The following is an 18,497-nucleotide window of genomic DNA, read 5'->3' as shown; positions in this document are numbered from 1 at the left end:
GCGGCCCGCCTGTCTCAGGGGGTGGTGCCGGGTGCGGTCGCCGCGTCGGCGGGGGTGATGCCGAGCGCGGGCAGCAGGGCCGCGTCGACGAACCGCACCAGATAGTCCGCGTCGGCGTACCGCCCCTCCAGCACCGGCCGGATCCGCAGGACGCCCATCAGCTGCGCCGGCAGGAACTCCACGGCCGGATGGTTCGCGGCGACCTCGCCCCGCGCCACCGCCCGCGCCACCATCGCGTCGAACGCCGCGAGTTCGGGTTCCACCAGCGCCTCGCGCAGGGCGGCCTGGAGTTCCTCGTCGCCGAGCACGGCGTGGCCGAGCGCCTGGGAGAGCCGGGTGTCCCGGCCGGAGGTGCCGGCCGCGATGCGGGCCGCCTCGCGCAGGTCACCCGCGAGGGTTCCGGTGTCCACGGCCGCCAGGGTGCCCTGCCGGTTCGCGCGCAGGGCGGCGGCGACGAGCCGCGGCTTGGTCTTCCACTGCCGGTAGAGCGTGGACTTGCCGCAGCAGGCGCGCGCGGCGACACCCTCCATGGTGAGGGCCTCGTACCCGTGCTCGCGCAGCTGCTCCAGCACGGCGTCGTAGAACTCCTGCACCCGCTCCGGGCTGATCTTGGAACGACGCGCGCTGGTCGACGGGGTCGACGTCATGGGATGCGGCCCTCCTCGGCGGCGTGCTGCGGGCCCGGGCGGCTCGCTCTGCCGTCCGGCGTGGTTCGAGTGTACGGCTACGCCAGCGTATCGGTACACCTGCGTATCGATACGCCAATGTATCGATACACTGGCGTGTCGATGTACGGCGAGGCCCTGACCGGACGAGCCCCGAACCAGCCGTGCGCCGAGGACAGGAAGCGAGACCGGGGGATGACCTCCCACACCACACCCGCGGACCCACCACCGGCAGGTTCGAGAGCGGCACGACGCAGACTCGTCCGCGAGCTGCTGCTCGTCGCGGGCCTCTTCGCCGTCTACAAGGCGGGCCGGACGCTCTCGACGGGCCGCACCGACGAGGCCTTCCGCAACGCCACGCGGATCTGGGACGCCGAACGCGCCCTGCACCTGCCCGGCGAGGGCGCGATACAGCGGCTGCTCCTGCACGGCGACGCCCTGATACACGTCGCGAACACCTACTACGCCGCCGTGCACTTCCCGGCGACCGTGCTCTTCCTCGTCTGGCTCTACCTCCGCCGCCCCGGCCACTACCTGTGGACCCGACGGGTGCTCGCGGTCCTCACCGCGGCCGCCCTCGCGATCCACCTGAGCTTCCCGTTGGCGCCGCCGCGGATGCTCGACGCCGCGCACCTCGTGGACACCGGGCAGGTGTACGGGCCCACCGTCTACCGGGCCGCACCCGCCGCCGACACCATGGCCAACCAGTTCGCGGCCATGCCCTCGCTGCACTTCGGCTGGGCGCTGATGCTGGCCCTCGGGATGATCGCCGCCACCCGCTCGCGGTGGCGGGTCCTGTGGCTGCTGCACCCCCTGATGACCCTGCTCGTGGTCGTCGGGACCGCCAACCACTACTGGCTCGACGCGATCGTCGCCACCGTGCTGCTGGGGGCCGCGCTGCTGGTCGTCCCGCGACCGGCAGCCGAACCGGCCCGGGAGCCGGCGTCGCGGCCGGCGCCGCCGGGCCGGTCGGTCCCGTCACCCGCCCGGCGTCCCGCCGACGCGGCCCGGGTCGCCTTCGGCCCGGACCTCCCCGCCCGCGCGGGCGGGAACGCGGCCGGGGACCCGGCCGCGCCCGTCCCCGCGACCGCGGGAGCCGGACGATGAACGCCACCGCCCTCGCCGTCGCCCTCTGCCTGGCCTCCGCCGTGACCTACGCGGCCGCCGCGGTCGCCCAGGAACGCCTCGCCCGCGCCGCCGTCGCCCGCAGCGCCGGCGCGCTCCTCGGCAACGGCGCCTGGTGGTGGTCGGCCGGACTCAACGCCGCCGCGGCGCTGCTGCACGCCGCCGCACTGCGGTACGGGCCGCTGACCCTCGTCCAGCCGCTCGGCGCCCTCACCCTCGTCGCCGCCGTACCGCTCGGGGCGCGCGGCGCCGGCCGGCGGGTGGCGGCCACCGAATGGCGGGGCACCCTCGCCACCGTCGCGGGCCTCGGCCTGCTCCTCCTCCCGGCCTCCGGCCCGGCCCCCGACGACACCCTCACCCTGACCGAAGCGCTCGCCGTCTCGGGCGCCACCGCCGCCGTGATCATGATGCTGACGGTCCGCGGCGACGTGCGCTCGGGACTGCGGCACGCCACGGCGTCCGGACTCGCCTCCGCCGCCGCCTCGGCCCTGACCCAGACCGTCACCGTCGCGGGAGGCCGCGGGGGAGCCCTGCTCAGCGTCCGGGTGATCGCGGTCGCCCTGCTCGTCGTGGTGTTCGCGGTCGGCGGGATGCTCCTGTCCCAACGCGCCTACCGGGGCGGACTCGGGGCGCCCCTGGCCGTGGTCAACCTCGCCAACCCGCTCGCCGCCGCCGCGATCGGCATGGTCCTGCTCGGCGAACGCCTCCAGGGCGGGGCCACGGGCATCGTCCTCGCCGTGGCCGGCGCCTTCGCGGCCGGCCGGGGGGTGCTCCTGCTCACCAGGACGACGCCGGGTGAACAGGCTTCCGTGCCCACCGCCCTGCCGACCCACCATGTGGCAGCATGACCGGCATGATCGAGCGGTCGTCCCTCTCCCTGTGGTCCAAGAACTCGGTGCTGTCCATCGGTTCGGTGGACTCGGTGCTCTCCATCGGCTCCGTCGGCAGCGTGCTGTCGGTCGCCTCGATCGGCTCGGCGCTCTCGGCCGCGTCGATCGGCTCGGCCCTGTCACTGGGTTCGTCGGGATCCTGGCTCAGCGTCGGCTCCGCGCTCTCAGCGTGCTCGACCTTCTCCGTGCTCTCCTACCGTTCCCGCGGCGGCCTCCTGACGCTGGGCGCCGCCGCGGCCGCCGCGGCCGCCGTCGTCACCGTCGGGTACGCGGCCCGGGTGCGGCGCGGCTGACCCGCAGAGAACCGTTTCGGCCGGCGACGCGTCCTCCCTCGTGAGAACGCGTACGCACGCGTCACGGCGCGACCTGAGCGGAGTGAACGACCATGGGCATCGTCGGCTGGATCATCCTGGGGCTGCTCGCCGGAGGCATCGCGAAGCTGCTGCTGCCCGGACGCGACCCCGGCGGCCTGATCATCACCACCCTCATCGGCATCGCGGGCGCCTTCACCGGCGGCTGGCTCTCCGCGAAGTTCCTGGACCGGCCGATCCAGACCGAGTTCTTCGACGCGGCCACCTGGGGCTCCGCGATCGCCGGCTCGTTCGTGCTCCTCGTCGCCTACCGGATCCTCTTCGGGCACTCCCGCCGCTGACGCCCGCCCGGCCGCCACCTACGCTGGGCCCGCACGGCGCGACGTACGACCGCGAGGAGTCCAGAGCGACATGAGCGTCACCCCCGTCCCCACCTCCGACCTGTACGACGAGCACGGCGAGTTCCTCGCCGTCTGCGCCACGCGGTTCCGCCGGTTCGGCGGCCGTGGGCTCTTCGCCGGCCCGGTGCGCACGGTCACCTGCCACGAGGACAACGCCCTCGTGCGCGAACTGGTCAACACGCCCGGCGACGGCGCGGTCCTCGTCGTGGACGGCGGCGGTTCGCTGCGGACCGCCCTCACCGGGGACCTGATCGCCGGGGCGGCACACGCCAACGGCTGGGCCGGGATGATCGTCAACGGCGCCGTGCGCGACAGCGTCGCACTCGGCGGCCTGGACCTCGGGATCCTCGCGCTGGGCACGGTCCCGCGCAAGAGCGGCAAGACGGGCGCCGGCGCCGTCGACGAACCGGTCACCATCGGCGGTGTCACCTTCCGCCCCGGCGACGTCGTCCACGCCGACGACGACGGCGTGGTCCTGCTGCCCGCCGGCCCGCACGAGGCCTGACCGCACCCGGCGCGGCGCGCCGTGCGGGGCACGGGCGAGAACCGGCCACCGTCGGGCCGGCCGCCCTGGCGGCGCCCGGTCGGGCCGGGCTTCACTTCGGGACCATGAGACGACACAGGATCACGGGCCTGCTCGGCGCGTTCGCGCTCGCCGCGGCCACCCTGGCCGGCGCCGGGACACCGGCGGCCGCGGCCCCGCCCGCCGCACCCGCTTCCCCCGCCGCACCCGTTTCCCGGCCCGCACCCGCGCCTCCCGTCGCGCCCGCTTCCGCGCCCGTGGCCGCCGGGGCCGAGCCTCCCGCCGAGTTCGGGAGCGACTGGCACGACCCGCTCACACCCGGCCCACCCGTGACCCGGCCCCCGACCCGGTCCTGCCGGGTGACCCTGGCACAGGCCCGGTTCGTCGACTTCACCCCCTACCGGGGCGAGTACGCGCCCCCGAGCGGCTGTGGCCGCGGCGACTGGGCCAAGGTGGTGCTCCGCCTCGACGGCAAGGTCAAGGGCCGCCAGTACGACCGCCTGGGCAACCTCACCCTCGGCGGGGTGGAGATCCTGCGCACCTCCACCCCCGAGCCCTCGCCCGACGGCATCACCTGGTCCGTGGAGAAGGACGTCACCCACTACCGGGACACCCTCAGCCGTCCCCAGCCCGTCGAGATGCTGATAGGCAACGTCGTCAACGACACCTACACCGGCGTGATCGACGTCGAGGTCACCCTCACCTTCCACGCCTCCGACGGCCGCACCCGACCCGCCGCGGACACCCCGGACCGCGTCCTCCCGCTCACCACCCCCGCGGTCACCACCCCGCGCAACACCGAACGCCTGCTGGCGGAGGTGTACGCGACCGGCTCGGGCGGCGGCTGCGAGGAGTACTGGTACCTGACCGTCCCGGACGCCGCTCCCTACTCCTGCAAGGCGACCGACGGGCCCCACCGCGAGGTCCGCGTCCTCGTCGACGGACAGCTCGCCGGCCTCGCCGCCCCCTTCCCGACCGTCTGGACCGGCGGCTGGTCCAACCCCTTCCTCTGGTACGTGACCCCGGGCCCCCGCGCCTTCGACGTGCAGCCGATCCGCTACGACCTCACGCCCTACGCGGCGCTCCTCAACGACGGCCGCCCGCACCGGATCGAGGTGTCCGTGGCCGGCGTCCCGGCCGGGCAGGCCGGCTGGAGCACCCCCACCAACCTGCTGATCTGGCAGGACGCCGGCCGGGCCGTCGTCACCGGCGCCCTCACCCGGCACGAAGAGGTCGCACCTGCGGGCTCCTCCCGCTGGACCCCCGGCGCCGAACACCGACTGGACACCACCGGCGGCCACGAGCTGACCGTCGCGGGGCACCTCGACACCTCCCACGGCAGGGTCGCCACCACCGTCACCCGCACCGTCCGGCACACCTCCACGCACCGCTGGACCGAGGGGGAGAGCCGTGACGCCCTCACCGCCGAGTGGACCGACCGGGAGAGCGTGACCCGCGGCCCGACGACCACCCGCACGGCGCGCGCGTACACGATGGACGGCGAGACCACCCTGGGCGCCGGGGACCGGTTGCGCACCGTCCTGTCCCTCGGCGACCGCGCCGACACCGTCGTCCTGCGCGGCGGCCGCGAGATCGACCGTTCACGGCTCGACGACCGGTACACGGGCGACGCGAGCTACACCGCGAACGTCCCGCGCGAGGAGCGCCACGCGGTGGCCACCACCACGGCACGGTACCGGCTGTACGGATCGCAGACGCCCGGGGGCTGTTACGACCGCACGCTCACGACGGTGCAGGGCATGCTGACGGTGGACCGGCGGAGCTGCTGACGCCCGCGCCGCCTACGATGACCGCCCATGGACACGAGTGAGGCCGGCAGACAGCTGGTCGACGGCCGCTTCGAACTGATCGGCCCTCTGGGCGCCGGAGGCATGGGCACGGTGTGGCGCGCCCGCGACATCGCGTTGCACCGCGACGTCGCCCTGAAAGAGGTGCGCCCGCCGGACCCGGCGACCGCGGCCGCGCAGCCCGGACTCGTCGTCCAACTGCGCGAACGGGCCGTGCGCGAAGCCCGGGCACTCGCCCGGCTCACCCACCCGAACGTGGTGACGATCCACCACATCGTGGAGCCCGCGCCGGGCGGCGAGGGACATCCGTGGATCGTGATGGAGCTGGTCAAGGGCGGCTCGCTGCACGACCGGCTGGAGTCCGGGCCGATGCCCGTCGCGGACGTCCTGCGGATCGGGCTCGACGTGTTGTCGGCGCTGCGGGCCGCGCACGCCGAAGGGGTGCTCCACCGTGACGTGAAACCGGCCAACGTCCTGCTGCGGCCGGAGGGCTCGGCCGTGCTCACCGACTTCGGCATCGCCGCGTTGCACGGCTCGACCGCGCTCACCTCGACGGGCGCGCTGATCGGCTCGCCCGAGTACATCGCGCCCGAGCGGGTGCGCGGCGCCGAGGGACTGGCCGCCTCCGACCTGTGGTCGCTCGGCATGATGCTGTACGTCGCCGCCGAGGGGGTCCACCCGCTGCGCCGCGCCACCACCATGGCCACCATGGTCGCCACGCTGGAGGACCCCATTCCGGCGCCGACGCGGTCCGGACCGCTGGGGCCCGTACTGGAACGGCTGTTGGTGCGGGACCCGGCCGCGCGGCCCGACGCCGAGCAGTTGGGACACCTGCTCCGCGACGCGAGCAGCGCTCTCCAGGGCGCGCCGCCCCCACCGGCCCCCGCACCGCTGCCGTCGCCCGGATTCGGGCCGTACGGGCCGCCCCCGACGGCCGTGAACGCACCCGGCGCGCCCTTCGGCCCACCGGGCGGCAACCCGTACGCCGTGACCACCCCCGTGCCCGCCGCCCGGACCCCGCGCCGCCGCCCCGCACTGCTCGCCGCTCTGGTCGCCCTGCTCCTCGCGGGTGGCGCGACCCTGGCCGTGAACCTGCTGGGCGACGGCGACGACGGCACCCACGACAACGCGAAGGGGGGCCCGACGACCTCCCGTTCCGCCGACCCCTCGACCGGCGCGAGCCCGGCCGGAGCGAAGCCCGCCACCGGCACACCGTCCGCCTCCACCCCCGCCGGACGGACCGACTCCCGCCCGCCCGCCGCCTCCCGGGTCGACCTGCTCACCCCCGACGGCGCCCGCGCCGGCCTGGCGGCCCTCAAGCAGGGCACCGGCACGACCACGTTCGTGCGGCTGGTGATCTACCCGGAGTACATGCTGGCCGGCGTCCCCACCGCGCCCGGGGCGAAGACGTACGACAACTGGCAGTACCGCGACGGCGCCGCCCGGCGCCTCGCCCCGGGCGGGACGATTCCCGCCGGCGGCCGGCTGATGGACATGTCCACGGTCAAGTGGGACGTCCTGCCGACCCTCCTGAACGAGTCCAAGGAGCGCCTGGCGGTCGCCGTGCCCAGCCAGCGCTACCTCATCCTCGACGTGTGGTCGGACGGCACCCCGGCCGTCCGCCCCTACATCAGCGACCCCTACGGCCAGGGCGGTTACGTCCTGGCGGGCATCGACGGCACGATCAAGAAGGTGGTCGGCGGCTGACGCCCCGCCGGCCGCGCTCGCGTGGAGCCCGCGACGGGGCGCGGCCGCGGTGTCCGGCGGGCCGGACCCGCGGGGACGTGCTCAGTACGCCCCGTTGACGTTGTCGATCGAACCGTAGCGGGCGGCCGCGTAGTTGCAGGCGGCGGTGATGTTCGCGACCGGGTCGTAGGAGTCCTCGGACGTGCCCGGCACGTGGTAAGCGCGGAAGGTCGGGTCGATGACCTGGAGCAGGCCCTTGGAGGGAATGCCGGCGGCGGCGTTGGAGTCCCAGTTGTTGATCGCCAGCGGATTGCCCGAGGACTCCCGCATCACGTTGCGGTGAATTCCCTCGTAGGTTCCGGGAATTCCGTGCCGGGCCATCACGTCCAGCGACTCGCGTATCCAGCCGTCCAGGTTGTTCGTGTACGCGGTCGCCGGTCTCGCCGCCGCCGCGGTCTTCGCCGCCGCGCCGAGGGACAGCTTGAGCCCGGGCCGGATGACCGCCGGGTTGGCGCCGACGACCCCGCGGTTCGCCTCGTAGAGCTGCGCCCAGCCGCCGCTCAGCGCGTGCTTGGCCGCGATCGTGGACAGCGTGTCGCCTGCGACCACGGAGTACGTGGTGGGGGCGATGCTCTCGGCCGCGCCGGCGGTGCCCGCGCCGATCAGGGGGAGGGCCAGGGCGGCGCCGCCCGTACCGACGATGGCCAGCTTGCGGACGATCGAGTGCTGCTTCGGTCGACGGTGCTTTCCCTTTGCGGGCATGGCGGAATTCCTCACGTGGGGGTGCGGGGAGCGTCCCTGGCGGTGAGGGGAATGAACGCCGGCCCACCGGGAACGAGGTGACCGTAAGACAGCGTGTGGCGACCGAACAAGCCTGGAATTTCGTCGGGTGATCGACATCCCGCATTCGGCCCGGTTAATGACCTTGGGAATGGGGAGCGGGGAATGTCGATTCCCTTTCCAGGGAAAGGGAATCCGGCTGTTTCGCGGAATTGATGTTGAAGGGCCCCGCGTGACCCACATCACGGGCGGACGGCCTCGTGCGGAAAACAGGGCAAGTCGCCCCCCTGTCTACCGGATTCGGGCGACCCGCCCGTTGGTGGCGAATCGCCCATGACGGTCTCTTTCCGGCGTGAATTCCGCCCGACCGGCGCCGCGTCCCGGCGCCGACGTCCCGGTTCGCGTCCCGTCCGTCTTCCGGGGGCGCTTCCGGCCGTCTCCGGAGCACGTGCCCGGGCTCACGCCCCGATGCCTCCCGTCGGGTCGGTGGCGAGTTCCGCCAGGGCCTTCAGGGCGGCGGCCACCGACGCCTCGGACGCGGGCAGCAGGGGGAGCCGTACGTCGGGGGTCGGGATCCGACCGAGGGCGTGCAGCACCCCCTTGACCACCGCCGGGTTCGGCTCCGCGAAGAGCGCCGCCGACAGCCGGGCCAGCGTGTGGCCCAGCGCCCGCGCGCGCGACACCTCGCCCGCCTCCCAGGCCGCGGCGAGCTCCACGAAGCGCTCCGTCGCCAGGTGGGCCGAGGCGAGGATCGCGCCCTCCGCGCCGATCGCCAACAGGGGTGACGCGCAGGCGTCGTCGCCCGCCAGCACCGCGAAACCGTCCGGCCGGTCACCGAGCAGCGCCACGACGTCCTGGTCGATGCCGCCGGTCGCGTACTTCACCCCGACCACACCGGGCAGCTCCCCGAGCGCGCGGAGCGCGGCGGCGTCCAGCGGCTGCCCGGTCCGGTAGGGAACGTGATAGACGATCAGCGGTACGGGGCTCACCCCGGCCAGGCGCTCGAAGTGCGCCAGCACCCCCGCCGCCGAGGGCCTCACGAACGACGGGACCGTCACCAGGGCCGCTCGTACCGGCTGCCGGCGCGCGAGCCGGGCCAGCGCGGCCTCGCTCGCCCGGGTCCCGCTCGCCCCCGCGCCGACGGTGAGCGGCGCCCCCCGCTCCCGACAGACCCGGGCGCAGACGTCGGTGACCAGATCCCGCTCCGCCGCGTCGAGGCCGGCGCTCTCGCCGGTGGTGCCGAGGGCGACGATCCCCCGGGCGCCCGCGTCGAGCACCTCGTGGGCGAGGGCCTCCAGGGCGTCGACGGCGACCTGCCCGGCGGCGTTGAAGGGGGTGACGAGCGGGACGTGGATCCCGCCCGGGAAGGGACGCGCGTCGCGGTCCGGGTCCAGGGTCGCGTGCGTCGGCGTCGCCGTGTCCTGCGGGGCGTCCTGTGTCATGCCGACCAGCCTGCCCCGCACGACTCGTCGAATCCAGTTCGCGTTTCTTACTCGAAGCGTAAGCTGAGCCGATGCTCGATGTACGACGCCTGCGCCTGCTGCGCGAACTGGCCCGCCGCGGCACCATCGCCGCCGTGGCCGAAGCCCTCGCCTTCAGCCCTTCGGCGGTCTCCCAGCAGCTCGGCGTCCTGGAACGCGAGGCCGGCCTGCCCCTGCTGGAACGCACCGGCCGCCGGGTCCGCCTCACCCCCGCCGGCGAGGATCTCGTCCGCCACGCCGAGGCCGTCCTGGAACGGCTGGAGCGGGCCGAGGCCGACCTCGCCGAGGCGCGCGGCGGTCTCGCCGGCGTCCTGCGCGTCGGGTCCTTCCCCACCGCGACCCGCGCCATCGTCCCGGCCGCCCTGGTCGCCCTCGCCCGCCTCCACCCGCGCCTGGAGCCGATGGTCTCCGAGACCGACCCGGCGGCGGTCGCGCACGCGCTGCGCGCCGGCGACCTGGACGTGGCGCTGGTCCATGAGTACGACTTCGTCCCCACGCCCGAGGAGCCCGGACTCACCACCGAGCCCCTGTACGGAGAGGCGATGTACCTGGCCGTCCCCGAGGGCACCCGGGCGGACGCCGGACCCGACCAGGGCGCGGTGCTGCGGACGAGGGCCGACGCGCCCTGGATCACCGCCACGCCGGGCACCCTCTGTCACGCCATGACGGTGCGGGCCTGCCAGGCGGCCGGGTTCACCCCCCGGGTGCGGCACCAGGTGGACGAGTTCGCCACCGTCCTCGCCCTGGTCGCGGCGGGCCAGGGGGTGGCCGTCGTGCCCCAGCTCGGGATCCGCGGCACCGAACCGGGAGTCTCCCTCACCCGGCTCCTCATGCAGCGCCGGACCCTGATCGCCTTCCGCGACGGTGCGGCCGGGCACCCCGCGGTGGCCGCGTTCGGCGCGGCGCTGCGGGCCGCCGTGCCACCGGAACTGGCCGGTCCACCGGAACTGGCCAGTCCGCGCGCCGGAGGGTGACACGGCTCCCGCACCGCGTGCCGCCCGTGTACGTTCGATGATCCAGACGGATCCGATCAGAGCGGGGTACGACGTGACACATCGCGTACGAGGGGTCATCGCCCGGAGCAAGGGCGCACCGGTGGAGACGACGACGATCCTCGTGCCCGACCCGGGGCCCGGCGAGGCCCTGGTCAAGGTCCAGGCCTGCGGGGTCTGCCACACCGACCTGCACTACCGCGAGGGCGGCATCAACGACGAGTTCCCCTTCCTCCTCGGCCACGAGGCGGCGGGCGTCGTCGAATCGGTCGGACCGGACGTGACGTCCGTCGCGCCCGGTGACTTCGTCGTCCTCAACTGGCGCGCGGTGTGCGGGACCTGTCGGGCCTGCAAGCGCGGCCGCCCCTGGTACTGCTTCGCCACGCACAACGCCACCCAGCCCATGACCCTGGAGGACGGCACGCCGCTCTCGCCGGCGCTGGGCATCGGCGCGTTCGCCGAGAAGACGCTGGTCGCCGCGGGCCAGTGCACGAAGGTGGACCCGGCCGCCTCGCCCGCCGCCGCCGGCCTGCTGGGCTGCGGCGTGATGGCCGGCCTCGGCGCGGCCCTGAACACGGGCAACGTCGGACGGGGGGACTCCGTCGCGGTCATCGGCTGCGGGGGAGTGGGCAACGCGGCCGTCGCGGGCGCCCGGTTGGCCGGCGCCTCGAAGATCATCGCCGTGGACCTGGACGATCGGAAGCTGGAGTGGGCGCGGGGCCTGGGCGCCACCCACACCGTCAACGGCGGCAAGGACGACGTGGTCGAGGCCATCCGGGCGCTGACCGACGGCAACGGCGCGGACGTGGTCATCGAGGCCGTCGGCCGGCCCGAGACGTACCGGCAGGCCTTCTACGCCCGCGACCTGGCCGGGACGGTCGTCCTGGTCGGCGTGCCGACCCCGGACATGAAGCTGGAACTCCCGCTCATCGACGTGTTCGGACGCGGCGGCGCCCTCAAGTCCTCCTGGTACGGGGACTGTCTGCCCGAACGCGACTTCCCGCTGCTCGTCGACCTCTACCTCCAGGGCCGGTTGGACCTGGACGCCTTCGTCTCGGAGACCATCGCGCTCGACGGGGTCGAGGAGGCCTTCGGCCGCATGGAGCGCGGCGAGGTGCTGCGGTCGGTGGTCGAGTTCTGATCCCGCTCCGCCTCCCGCGCCCCGACCCCTCCGGCCACACCCGGTGATCGGGGCGCGGGTCCGCGGCGGGTGAGGGGCGGCGGCAGGGCCGGGACGCGGCCCGGTGGGCGCTGCGTAGACTCGCGGAATCGATCCTCCCGTCCCCGGCCGCGCCCGGCCAGGGCGACCGCACACCCCAGGGACCGCTCGTGACCCACGACCGCATCTGCCGTCAGCCCGGTGTCGTCCTCACCGACCACCACTTCACCGTGCCGCTCGACCACGCGCGCCCGGACGGCGAACAGGTGGAGCTGTACGCGCGCGAGGTCGTGGCCACCGGCAAGGACCCCGAGACCCTGCCCTGGCTGCTGTACCTGGAAGGCGGCCCCGGCTTCGGCGCCCGCCGGTTCATCGGGCGCCAGGCCTGGCTGGAGCGGGCCCTCACCGAGTACCGGGTGCTCCTCCTCGACCAGCGCGGGACCGGCCGCTCCGGCCCGCTCAACCGCCAGACCCTGCCGCTGCGCGGCACCCCGGCCGAACAGGCCGCCCACCTGGCGCACTTCCGCGCCGACTCCATCGTGCGCGACTGCGAGGCCATCCGCCCCGGCCTGACCGCGGGCGCGCCCTGGACCGTCCTCGGGCAGAGCTTCGGCGGGTTCTGCGTCACCCACTACCTCTCCACCGCCCCGGAGGGCCTGGCCGCCGCCCTGATCACCGGCGGGCTGCCGTCCCTCGACGCCACCGCCGACGAGGTGTACGAGGCCGCGTACGCCCGCATCGAACGCAAGAACCGCGCCCACTACGCGCGCTACCCGATGGACGTCGAGCGGGCCCGGCGCATCGTCGCGGCGCTCGTCGAGCGACCGGTCGAACTCCCCGGCGGATACCGGCTCACCCCCGAGGCGTTCCAGTCCCTGGGCCTGCTCCTCGGCACCGGCGACGGCAGCCACCAACTGCACCACCTCCTGGAGGACGCCTTCGTCCCCACCCTCGACGGGCCGGCCCTCTCCGACGCCTTCCTGGAAGCCGTCCACGGCCACCTGTCCTTCGCCGGGCACCCCCTCTACGCGCTGATCCACGAGGCGATCTACGCGCAGGACCCGGCGGCGCCGACCGGTTGGGCCGCCGAACGGGTGCGTGCGGCGCACCCGCTCTTCGACGCCGCCAGGACCCTCGCGGGCGACGAGCCCCTCCTGTTCTCCGGCGAGACCATCCACCCCTGGCACTTCACCGTCGACCCGGCCCTCGCCCCGCTGCGCGAGACCGCCGAACTGCTGGCGGCCCGGACCGGCTGGGAGCCCCTGTACGACCCGGTGCGGCTCGCCGCCAACGAGGTGCCGGTCGCCGCCCTCGTCTACCACGACGACATGTACGTCGACACCGCGCACTCACTGCGCACCGCGCGGGCGATCCGGGGCCTGCGGACCTGGGTGACGGACGAGTTCGAGCACGACGGCCTCCGCGCCGGCGGGCCCCGGGTCCTGGACCGGCTGTTGGCCCTGGTCCGCGACGAGCTCTGAGCACCCGCCCGGGCAGGGCAGGGCGCGGCGGCCGGGCGAGACGTCGACGCCAGGGCCTAGGTGTATTGATCACGAGCGTTGTTGACACTCGGTAGGTCTTGAACATGACGAAGACCTCCGGTGTGGTGGGAGCTGTCTAGGAACCCATTGCGCAACGGAGGTCTTCGTGTCCCACCGTAATGCCCGGCTGACCGTCTTCGGTAGGCGCCTGCTGGTCGAACGCGTCGTATCGGGCCGACCGGTCGCCCACGTGGCCGCCGAGATGGGCATATCGCGGGCCACCGCCCACAAGTGGATGCGGCGGTGGCGGGCCGAAGGCGAGGCCGGGCTCCACGACCGCTCCAGCCGGCCCCGCACGACGCCGCACCGGACCCCCGCCGACGTGGAGACGAGAGTCTGTGACCTGCGGCGGGCACGCAAACTGGGCCCCGCCCGCATCGGCCCGGTCCTGGGGCTGCCCGCCTCGACCGTCCACCGGATCCTGACCCGCCACGGCATGCACCGCCTCGCGTTCATGGACCGTCCGACCGGCACTGTGATCCGCCGCTACGAACGCGACCACCCAGGCGAACTCATCCACGTGGACGTGAAGAAGCTCGGCCGGATCCCCGACGGCGGCGGCCACCGCGTCCTGGGCCGCGACGCGGGCCGGCCGATCCGGGGGATGGGCTTCGACTACGTCCACTCCGCGGTCGACGACCACTCCCGCCTCGCCTACAGCGAGATCCACAACGACGAGAAGGTCGCGACCTGCGCGGGTTTCCTCACCCGCGCGGCCGCGTTCTTCCACAGCCAGGGCATCACCCGCATCGAACGAGTCCTCACGGACAACGCGTGGGCCTACCGCAAGGGCCTGGCCTGGAAAGCCGTCCTGGCCGAGCTCGGCGCGAGCGGCAAACTCACCCGTGCCTACCGGCCCCAGACCAACGGCAAGGTCGAACGCTTCAACCGCACCCTGCTGGACGAGTGGGCCTACCTGCGGCCCTACACCTCCAACCAGGAACGGACCGAAGCCCTGACAGACTTCCTCCACACCTACAACCACCACCGCTGCCACACCGCACTCGACGGCAACCCACCCATCAACCGTGTGAACAACCCTGCGGGTCAATACACCTAGGGTGCGGGACATGACCGAACAACAGCCACAGCCCGCCCCGTTGCAGCCGATGCCCACCGATTGGCGGCGCGCCCTCGCGGTGGTCGCCCACCCCGACGACCTGGAGTACGGCTGCGCCGCCGCGATCGCGGAATGGACCGACGGCGGCCGGGAGGTCGTCTACGTGCTGGCCACCCGCGGCGAGGCGGGCATCGACACCCTCGCGCCCGCCGAGTGCGCGCCGCTGCGCGAGGCGGAGCAGCGCGCGAGCGCGGCCGTGGTCGGGGTGTCGACCGTGGAGTTCCTCGACCACCGCGACGGGGTCGTCGAGTACGGCCTCGACCTGCGCCGGGACATCGCCGCGGCCATCCGCCGGCACCGCCCCGAGCTGATCGTCACCCTCAACCACCGCGACACCTGGGGCGGCGCGGACGGGGGCGGCTTCTGGAACACCCCCGACCACAAGGCCGTCGGACGCGCCGTACTGGACGCCGCCGGCGACGCGGGCAACCGTTGGATCTTCCCCGAGTTGATCTCCGTACAGGGCCTGGAGCCCTGGGACGGGGTGCGCTGGGTCGCGGTGGCCGGTTCCGCCACACCGACGCACGCCGTGGACGCGACCGCCGGTCTGGAGCGGTCCATCGCGTCCCTGCTGGAGCACAAGGCCTACATCGAGGTGCTCACCGACCAGGACCCCGAGGAGTACGTGCGGACCTTCCTCACCGGCAACGCCCAGCAGGCCTCGGCCCGCTTCGGGGGCCGGCCGGCGGTTCCGTTCGAGCTCTTCCCGCGCTGATCGGACCCCCCTAAGCTGACGATCCGTCAGCATTGAGGGGGCATCGGGTGATCGACACCATCACCACGGAGATCGCGGAGGGGGAGGAGCGCATCCGCCTCGAAGTCGAGGACGGGATCGCGTTCCTCACCCTCTGCCGTCCGGACAAGCTCAACGGCTGGAGTTGGGAGTCCACCCGTCAACTGGGCCTGCTGGCCGACCGGATCCGGTTCGACCCGACGGTCCGGGTGGTCCTGCTGAGGGCCGACGGGCGCGCCTTCTGCGCCGGGATCGACGTCACGGCCCCCGGCGGCGCGATCACCGGACGCACTCCCGCCGAGCGGACCCGGAACTACCACGAGGGCATCCGTTGGGTGCACGAGCGCTTCGCGGTCCTCGCCCGGCTCCCGCAACCCGTCGTGGCCGCCGTCCAGGGCTACTGTCTCGGCTTCGGCTTCGAGCTCGCGCTGATGGCGGACGTGCGATTGGCGGCCGAGGACGCCGTCTTCGCCCTGCCGGAAGCCCGGCTGGGCGTGGCGGTGGACGCCGGCGGGGACCTGCGCATCGCCCGCGAGGCCGGCGCCGGCTGGGCGAAGTTCCTGGCCCTGACCGGGCGGCGCATCGACGCCCGTACGGCAGAACGCCTCAACCTGGTCCAGGAAGTCCTCCCCCCGGTCGAGTTGGACGCGGCCGCCCGCGCGTTGGCGGCCGAGATCGCCGCCAACGCGCCGCTCGCCGTCCAGGGCATCAAGCGCGGGATCGACGCCTACGCGGACGCCGCCCTCGCGGCCGCCCTCGACGGGGTCGCGATGACGGCCGCACTCACCCTCACCTCGGAGGACGCCCGGGAGGGGTACGCCGCCAAGGCCTCCCGACGCCCGCCGCACTTCACGGGAGGATGACGGGGCCGCACACGACCGGCGGACGCCGCGGGCGCCGGCGCCCGAGGGGTCGGGACCGTCGGGTGCCGATCGGATCACGGCCTGAACGGTCCCCGACCCAATTGGGCACGGACCGGCACCACTTCGGGGTTCACCAGCGTGCGCCGCTGCCAGTTCGCGCCGTCGACCACCAGGGTGTGCCCGGTGACGAAGCGGGCGTAGGGCGAGGCCAGGAAGGTGGCCGCCCAGCCGAGCTCGCGCGGCGCGCCGACCCGCAGCGCGGGCTGCCGGCCGTCCTTGCCGTCCGGAGCGGCGCCGTCCAGGCCGCCCCGGATGTCCTCGGTCATGTCCGCGTGCGGGAACAGCCCGGGGACCAGGCCGTTGATCTGGATGCCGTACGGGCCCCACTCGACGGCCAGCGTCTCCACGAGGTTCTTCACGCCGGCCTTGGCGGCGGCGCTGTGGGCGAAGCCGGGGCCGCCGGTCCACGCGTACGAGGCGCCGATGTTCACGATCGAGCCGGGGGTTCCCGCCGCCAGATGGCGGCGCCCGAACTCGCGGGTCATGAACCAGGTGCCCGTCAGGGTGATGTCGACCACCGCCCGCCACGCGTTCGGCGACAGGTCCTCCGCCGGGCAGGGGAAGTTGGCGGCGGCGTTGTTGACCAGGACGTCCGGCGGGCCGAACGCGGCCTCGGCGGCGTCGAAGACATCCGAGACCCGCTCCGGGTCCCGGATGTCACAGACGGCGGCCGCCACCCGGCCCGCGCCCGGGACGGACGCCAACTCGGCGCACGCCGAGTCGAGTTGCGCGGCACGTCGGCCGGCGATCACCACGTCGGCGCCGAGCCGGGCGAACTCGGCGGCGATGGCCTTGCCCAGCCCGGTGCCGCCGCCGGTCACCAGGACCACCTGCCCCGTGTAGGTCCCGGGGGGCAGGGCGGCGGCGCCGAGCGGCGGCGGCGCGGGCAGACCGCGCAGAGGGTTCTCCATGCGCCCATCGATAGCGTGTGGACGCCCAGATCGCCATGCCCGGGGCAGGCCTACCGGCCGGGCGCGTACGCCTGCTTGCTCGCGCAGGTCCAGATGACCGGCTTGAGCCTGCCCTTCGCGTTCACGGCCGCTCCGCCGACCCGGTCGTCGTCGGTGACCGCGTCGGCCGTGCTCGGCGCGTCCTTGGCGAGCCGGGGCAGCGCGAGGACCGGGCCGGAGCCGGGCCACCACTGCGCCTGGTCCTGGAGGGTCATCGACTCCGGGTGGAACTTGGCCGTGCCGACGCTCACGTTCGTCGTCGGGCTGATCGCCTCGAGGGTGCCGTACGGGTGCGTGCTCAGGACGCCGGGGGAGGATCCGGGGCCGGTGTGCGGGGGCGTCCAGACGAACGGCCTGTACTCGTGCCAGGGCCCCCGCCAGTCGTAGCCGACGATCCGACCGCTCTCGTCGATGTCCTGGACGTGGCTCGACTCCAACGTGCCGCTGCCGCTGGGCGCCAGGGTGCGCGCCGGGCTCCCGTCCCCCGGCCACAGCACGGGGTGGCTGCCCTGGAGGTGCTGCCCGGTCTCGGGCACCTCGTAGTCCTGCTCGGCCATGCCGAGCACGTCCCCGCGGCCGTTGATGCCGGTGACCATCTCGATGCGCGTGCCCGGGCCCGCGTCCGCCGGCACCGGAAGGTCCCGCACCTTCACGCCGTCCTTCCACACGACGCCGCCCGGCGTGCCCCGCGAGACGATGTACCCGGCGTCGTTGACATCGGCCTCCATGTCGTACCCGTGGCCGCCGGGCAGCGTGGTGACCGCCGCGGCTCCCTTCCGGTACCAGAACAGCGTGGTCCCCGCGGTGTCGTGGAGCACGCCCACCATCAGGCCGTGCCGGTTGACGGCGAGCACCCGTCCGCCGGCGTTCGGGTCGGCGAGCGGCACCTTGTGGAGGGTGGTGCCCGTCCAGTACACGGGCTTGCCGCCGGACACGCCGACGCTGAGGTTCCCCGCGCCGAAGTCCAGCACCCCCTGCGTCTGAACGGAGTCCGGGTAGTAGGTGTCGGGCGTCAGCGCGCCCAGGACCTGGATCTTCGGCGTGCACGGGGCGGCCGAGGCGGCCGGTCCGGCGGCCGTCACGAGGCCGGCCACGACCACGGCCGCCGCCGCTGCCGCCGTACCCCGTCTGATGCGCACGTTGTTCATCGGTGGAATCCCCCTGGTGATGACGGTGTGGCGCCGCCACGCACACGGCGGCGACAGGTGTCATGTCCCCTGTGACACCTGCTTGTTGATGCTATCTCCGAGGGCCGGTCCGCCGGCTGTCCTCGCGGGTACGGATCTCCGGGCGCGGACCGCGCGGGAACCGGGCCCCCGGGGAGAGACCGGCGGAAGTGGTTCACAGATCGGCAAGCGACCGCTTAGTATGCCCGCGGAGCGTGGTTCCTCGACGGCGGCTGGAGGCCC

Annotated in this window: 18 protein-coding genes; 13 read left to right on the top strand and 5 right to left on the bottom strand. The window is 74.1% G+C overall.

Features of this window, described 5'->3' with window-relative positions; genetic code table 11:
- Positions 1 to 14: 14 nt before the first annotated feature.
- On the bottom strand, positions 15 to 647 hold the full coding sequence (locus OG906_RS05850) for a TetR/AcrR family transcriptional regulator (protein ID WP_267800936.1): 633 nt from the start codon (positions 645 to 647) through the stop codon (positions 15 to 17).
- A 213-nt stretch (positions 648 to 860) separates the two neighbouring features.
- Between OG906_RS05850 and OG906_RS05845 the strand changes: the two genes are divergently transcribed.
- The 7 genes from OG906_RS05845 to OG906_RS05815 all read left to right on the top strand — a co-directional run bounded on the left by OG906_RS05845 (position 861) and on the right by OG906_RS05815 (position 7,430).
- On the top strand, positions 861 to 1,772 hold the full coding sequence (locus OG906_RS05845) for a phosphatase PAP2 family protein (protein WP_329447940.1): 912 nt from the start codon (positions 861 to 863) through the stop codon (positions 1,770 to 1,772).
- Positions 1,769 to 2,638, top strand: a complete 870-nt coding sequence (locus tag OG906_RS05840) for a hypothetical protein (protein WP_329440655.1) — start codon at positions 1,769 to 1,771, stop codon at positions 2,636 to 2,638. Before OG906_RS05845 ends, OG906_RS05840 begins: the two co-directional genes overlap by 4 nt.
- Positions 2,635 to 2,973, top strand: a complete 339-nt coding sequence (locus tag OG906_RS05835) for a hypothetical protein (protein ID WP_443067356.1) — start codon at positions 2,635 to 2,637, stop codon at positions 2,971 to 2,973. Before OG906_RS05840 ends, OG906_RS05835 begins: the two co-directional genes overlap by 4 nt.
- A gap of 92 nt (positions 2,974 to 3,065) precedes the next feature.
- A complete protein-coding gene (locus OG906_RS05830) occupies positions 3,066 to 3,332 on the top strand; it encodes a GlsB/YeaQ/YmgE family stress response membrane protein (protein WP_329440653.1) in 267 nt (88 codons plus the stop codon).
- 70 nt (positions 3,333 to 3,402) lie between these two features.
- Positions 3,403 to 3,897 carry a ribonuclease E activity regulator RraA gene (gene rraA / locus OG906_RS05825; protein ID WP_329440651.1) on the top strand — a complete coding sequence of 165 codons (495 nt, stop codon included), beginning with the start codon at positions 3,403 to 3,405 and terminating at the stop codon, positions 3,895 to 3,897.
- 104 nt (positions 3,898 to 4,001) lie between these two features.
- Entirely contained in the window at positions 4,002 to 5,705 is a 1,704-nt protein-coding gene (locus OG906_RS05820) for a peptide-N4-asparagine amidase (protein ID WP_443067355.1), read from the top strand.
- 27 nt (positions 5,706 to 5,732) lie between these two features.
- Positions 5,733 to 7,430: a serine/threonine-protein kinase gene (locus OG906_RS05815; protein ID WP_329440649.1), complete on the top strand. Its 1,698-nt coding sequence runs from the start codon at positions 5,733 to 5,735 to the stop codon at positions 7,428 to 7,430.
- A gap of 81 nt (positions 7,431 to 7,511) precedes the next feature.
- Here the strand turns inward: OG906_RS05815 and OG906_RS05810 are convergent, their stop codons facing one another.
- Positions 7,512 to 8,171: a transglycosylase SLT domain-containing protein gene (locus tag OG906_RS05810; RefSeq protein WP_329440647.1), complete on the bottom strand. Its 660-nt coding sequence runs from the start codon at positions 8,169 to 8,171 to the stop codon at positions 7,512 to 7,514.
- Between the two features lie 476 nt (positions 8,172 to 8,647).
- Positions 8,648 to 9,631 carry a dihydrodipicolinate synthase family protein gene (locus OG906_RS05805; RefSeq protein WP_329440645.1) on the bottom strand — a complete coding sequence of 328 codons (984 nt, stop codon included), beginning with the start codon at positions 9,629 to 9,631 and terminating at the stop codon, positions 8,648 to 8,650.
- A 71-nt stretch (positions 9,632 to 9,702) separates the two neighbouring features.
- Here OG906_RS05805 and OG906_RS05800 point away from each other — a divergent pair, with 71 nt between their 5' ends.
- From OG906_RS05800 to OG906_RS05775, 6 genes are all read left to right on the top strand, one after another.
- A complete protein-coding gene (locus OG906_RS05800; RefSeq protein ID WP_329440643.1) occupies positions 9,703 to 10,644 on the top strand; it encodes a LysR family transcriptional regulator in 942 nt (313 codons plus the stop codon).
- A 73-nt stretch (positions 10,645 to 10,717) separates the two neighbouring features.
- Positions 10,718 to 11,803, top strand: a complete 1,086-nt coding sequence (locus OG906_RS05795) for an S-(hydroxymethyl)mycothiol dehydrogenase (protein WP_266952492.1) — start codon at positions 10,718 to 10,720, stop codon at positions 11,801 to 11,803.
- Positions 11,804 to 11,991: 188 nt separating this feature from the next.
- The gene (locus OG906_RS05790; protein WP_329440641.1) at positions 11,992 to 13,302 is read left to right on the top strand and encodes an alpha/beta fold hydrolase; all 1,311 of its coding nucleotides are present in this window, start codon (positions 11,992 to 11,994) and stop codon (positions 13,300 to 13,302) included.
- Positions 13,303 to 13,468: 166 nt separating this feature from the next.
- The gene (locus OG906_RS05785; RefSeq protein WP_329440639.1) at positions 13,469 to 14,422 is read left to right on the top strand and encodes an IS481 family transposase; all 954 of its coding nucleotides are present in this window, start codon (positions 13,469 to 13,471) and stop codon (positions 14,420 to 14,422) included.
- Positions 14,423 to 14,432: 10 nt separating this feature from the next.
- Complete coding sequence (locus OG906_RS05780) at positions 14,433 to 15,197, top strand: PIG-L deacetylase family protein (RefSeq protein ID WP_329440638.1); 765 nt, start codon at positions 14,433 to 14,435, stop codon at positions 15,195 to 15,197.
- A gap of 47 nt (positions 15,198 to 15,244) precedes the next feature.
- Positions 15,245 to 16,078: an enoyl-CoA hydratase/isomerase family protein gene (locus OG906_RS05775; protein ID WP_329440637.1), complete on the top strand. Its 834-nt coding sequence runs from the start codon at positions 15,245 to 15,247 to the stop codon at positions 16,076 to 16,078.
- A gap of 74 nt (positions 16,079 to 16,152) precedes the next feature.
- Here the strand turns inward: OG906_RS05775 and OG906_RS05770 are convergent, their stop codons facing one another.
- Positions 16,153 to 17,049, bottom strand: a complete 897-nt coding sequence (locus tag OG906_RS05770; RefSeq protein WP_329440635.1) for an SDR family oxidoreductase — start codon at positions 17,047 to 17,049, stop codon at positions 16,153 to 16,155.
- A 50-nt stretch (positions 17,050 to 17,099) separates the two neighbouring features.
- Entirely contained in the window at positions 17,100 to 18,236 is a 1,137-nt protein-coding gene (locus OG906_RS05765) for a hypothetical protein (protein WP_329440633.1), read from the bottom strand.
- Between the last annotated feature and the right edge of the window lie 261 nt (positions 18,237 to 18,497).

Origin of the sequence: Streptomyces sp. NBC_01426 (genome assembly GCF_036231985.1) — a bacterium.
Classification (GTDB): Bacteria; Actinomycetota; Actinomycetes; order Streptomycetales; family Streptomycetaceae; genus Streptomyces.
The sequence above is the reverse complement of the archived record's forward strand: the minus strand, read 5'-3'. Positions and strand labels throughout refer to the sequence as shown.

Coding starts and splice junctions, on each gene's coding strand:
- OG906_RS05800 (WP_329440643.1), top strand. CDS start 9,703: ATGCTCGATGTACGACGCCTGCGCCTGCTGCGCGAACTGGCCCGCCGC.
- rraA (WP_329440651.1), top strand. CDS start 3,403: ATGAGCGTCACCCCCGTCCCCACCTCCGACCTGTACGACGAGCACGGC.
- OG906_RS05815 (WP_329440649.1), top strand. CDS start 5,733: ATGGACACGAGTGAGGCCGGCAGACAGCTGGTCGACGGCCGCTTCGAA.
- OG906_RS05805 (WP_329440645.1), bottom strand. CDS start 9,631: ATGACACAGGACGCCCCGCAGGACACGGCGACGCCGACGCACGCGACC.
- OG906_RS05830 (WP_329440653.1), top strand. CDS start 3,066: ATGGGCATCGTCGGCTGGATCATCCTGGGGCTGCTCGCCGGAGGCATC.
- OG906_RS05835 (WP_443067356.1), top strand. CDS start 2,635: ATGACCGGCATGATCGAGCGGTCGTCCCTCTCCCTGTGGTCCAAGAAC.
- OG906_RS05850 (WP_267800936.1), bottom strand. CDS start 647: ATGACGTCGACCCCGTCGACCAGCGCGCGTCGTTCCAAGATCAGCCCG.
- OG906_RS05840 (WP_329440655.1), top strand. CDS start 1,769: ATGAACGCCACCGCCCTCGCCGTCGCCCTCTGCCTGGCCTCCGCCGTG.
- OG906_RS05780 (WP_329440638.1), top strand. CDS start 14,433: ATGACCGAACAACAGCCACAGCCCGCCCCGTTGCAGCCGATGCCCACC.
- OG906_RS05845 (WP_329447940.1), top strand. CDS start 861: ATGACCTCCCACACCACACCCGCGGACCCACCACCGGCAGGTTCGAGA.
- OG906_RS05765 (WP_329440633.1), bottom strand. CDS start 18,236: ATGAACAACGTGCGCATCAGACGGGGTACGGCGGCAGCGGCGGCGGCC.
- OG906_RS05820 (WP_443067355.1), top strand. CDS start 4,002: ATGAGACGACACAGGATCACGGGCCTGCTCGGCGCGTTCGCGCTCGCC.
- OG906_RS05770 (WP_329440635.1), bottom strand. CDS start 17,049: ATGGAGAACCCTCTGCGCGGTCTGCCCGCGCCGCCGCCGCTCGGCGCC.
- OG906_RS05810 (WP_329440647.1), bottom strand. CDS start 8,171: ATGCCCGCAAAGGGAAAGCACCGTCGACCGAAGCAGCACTCGATCGTC.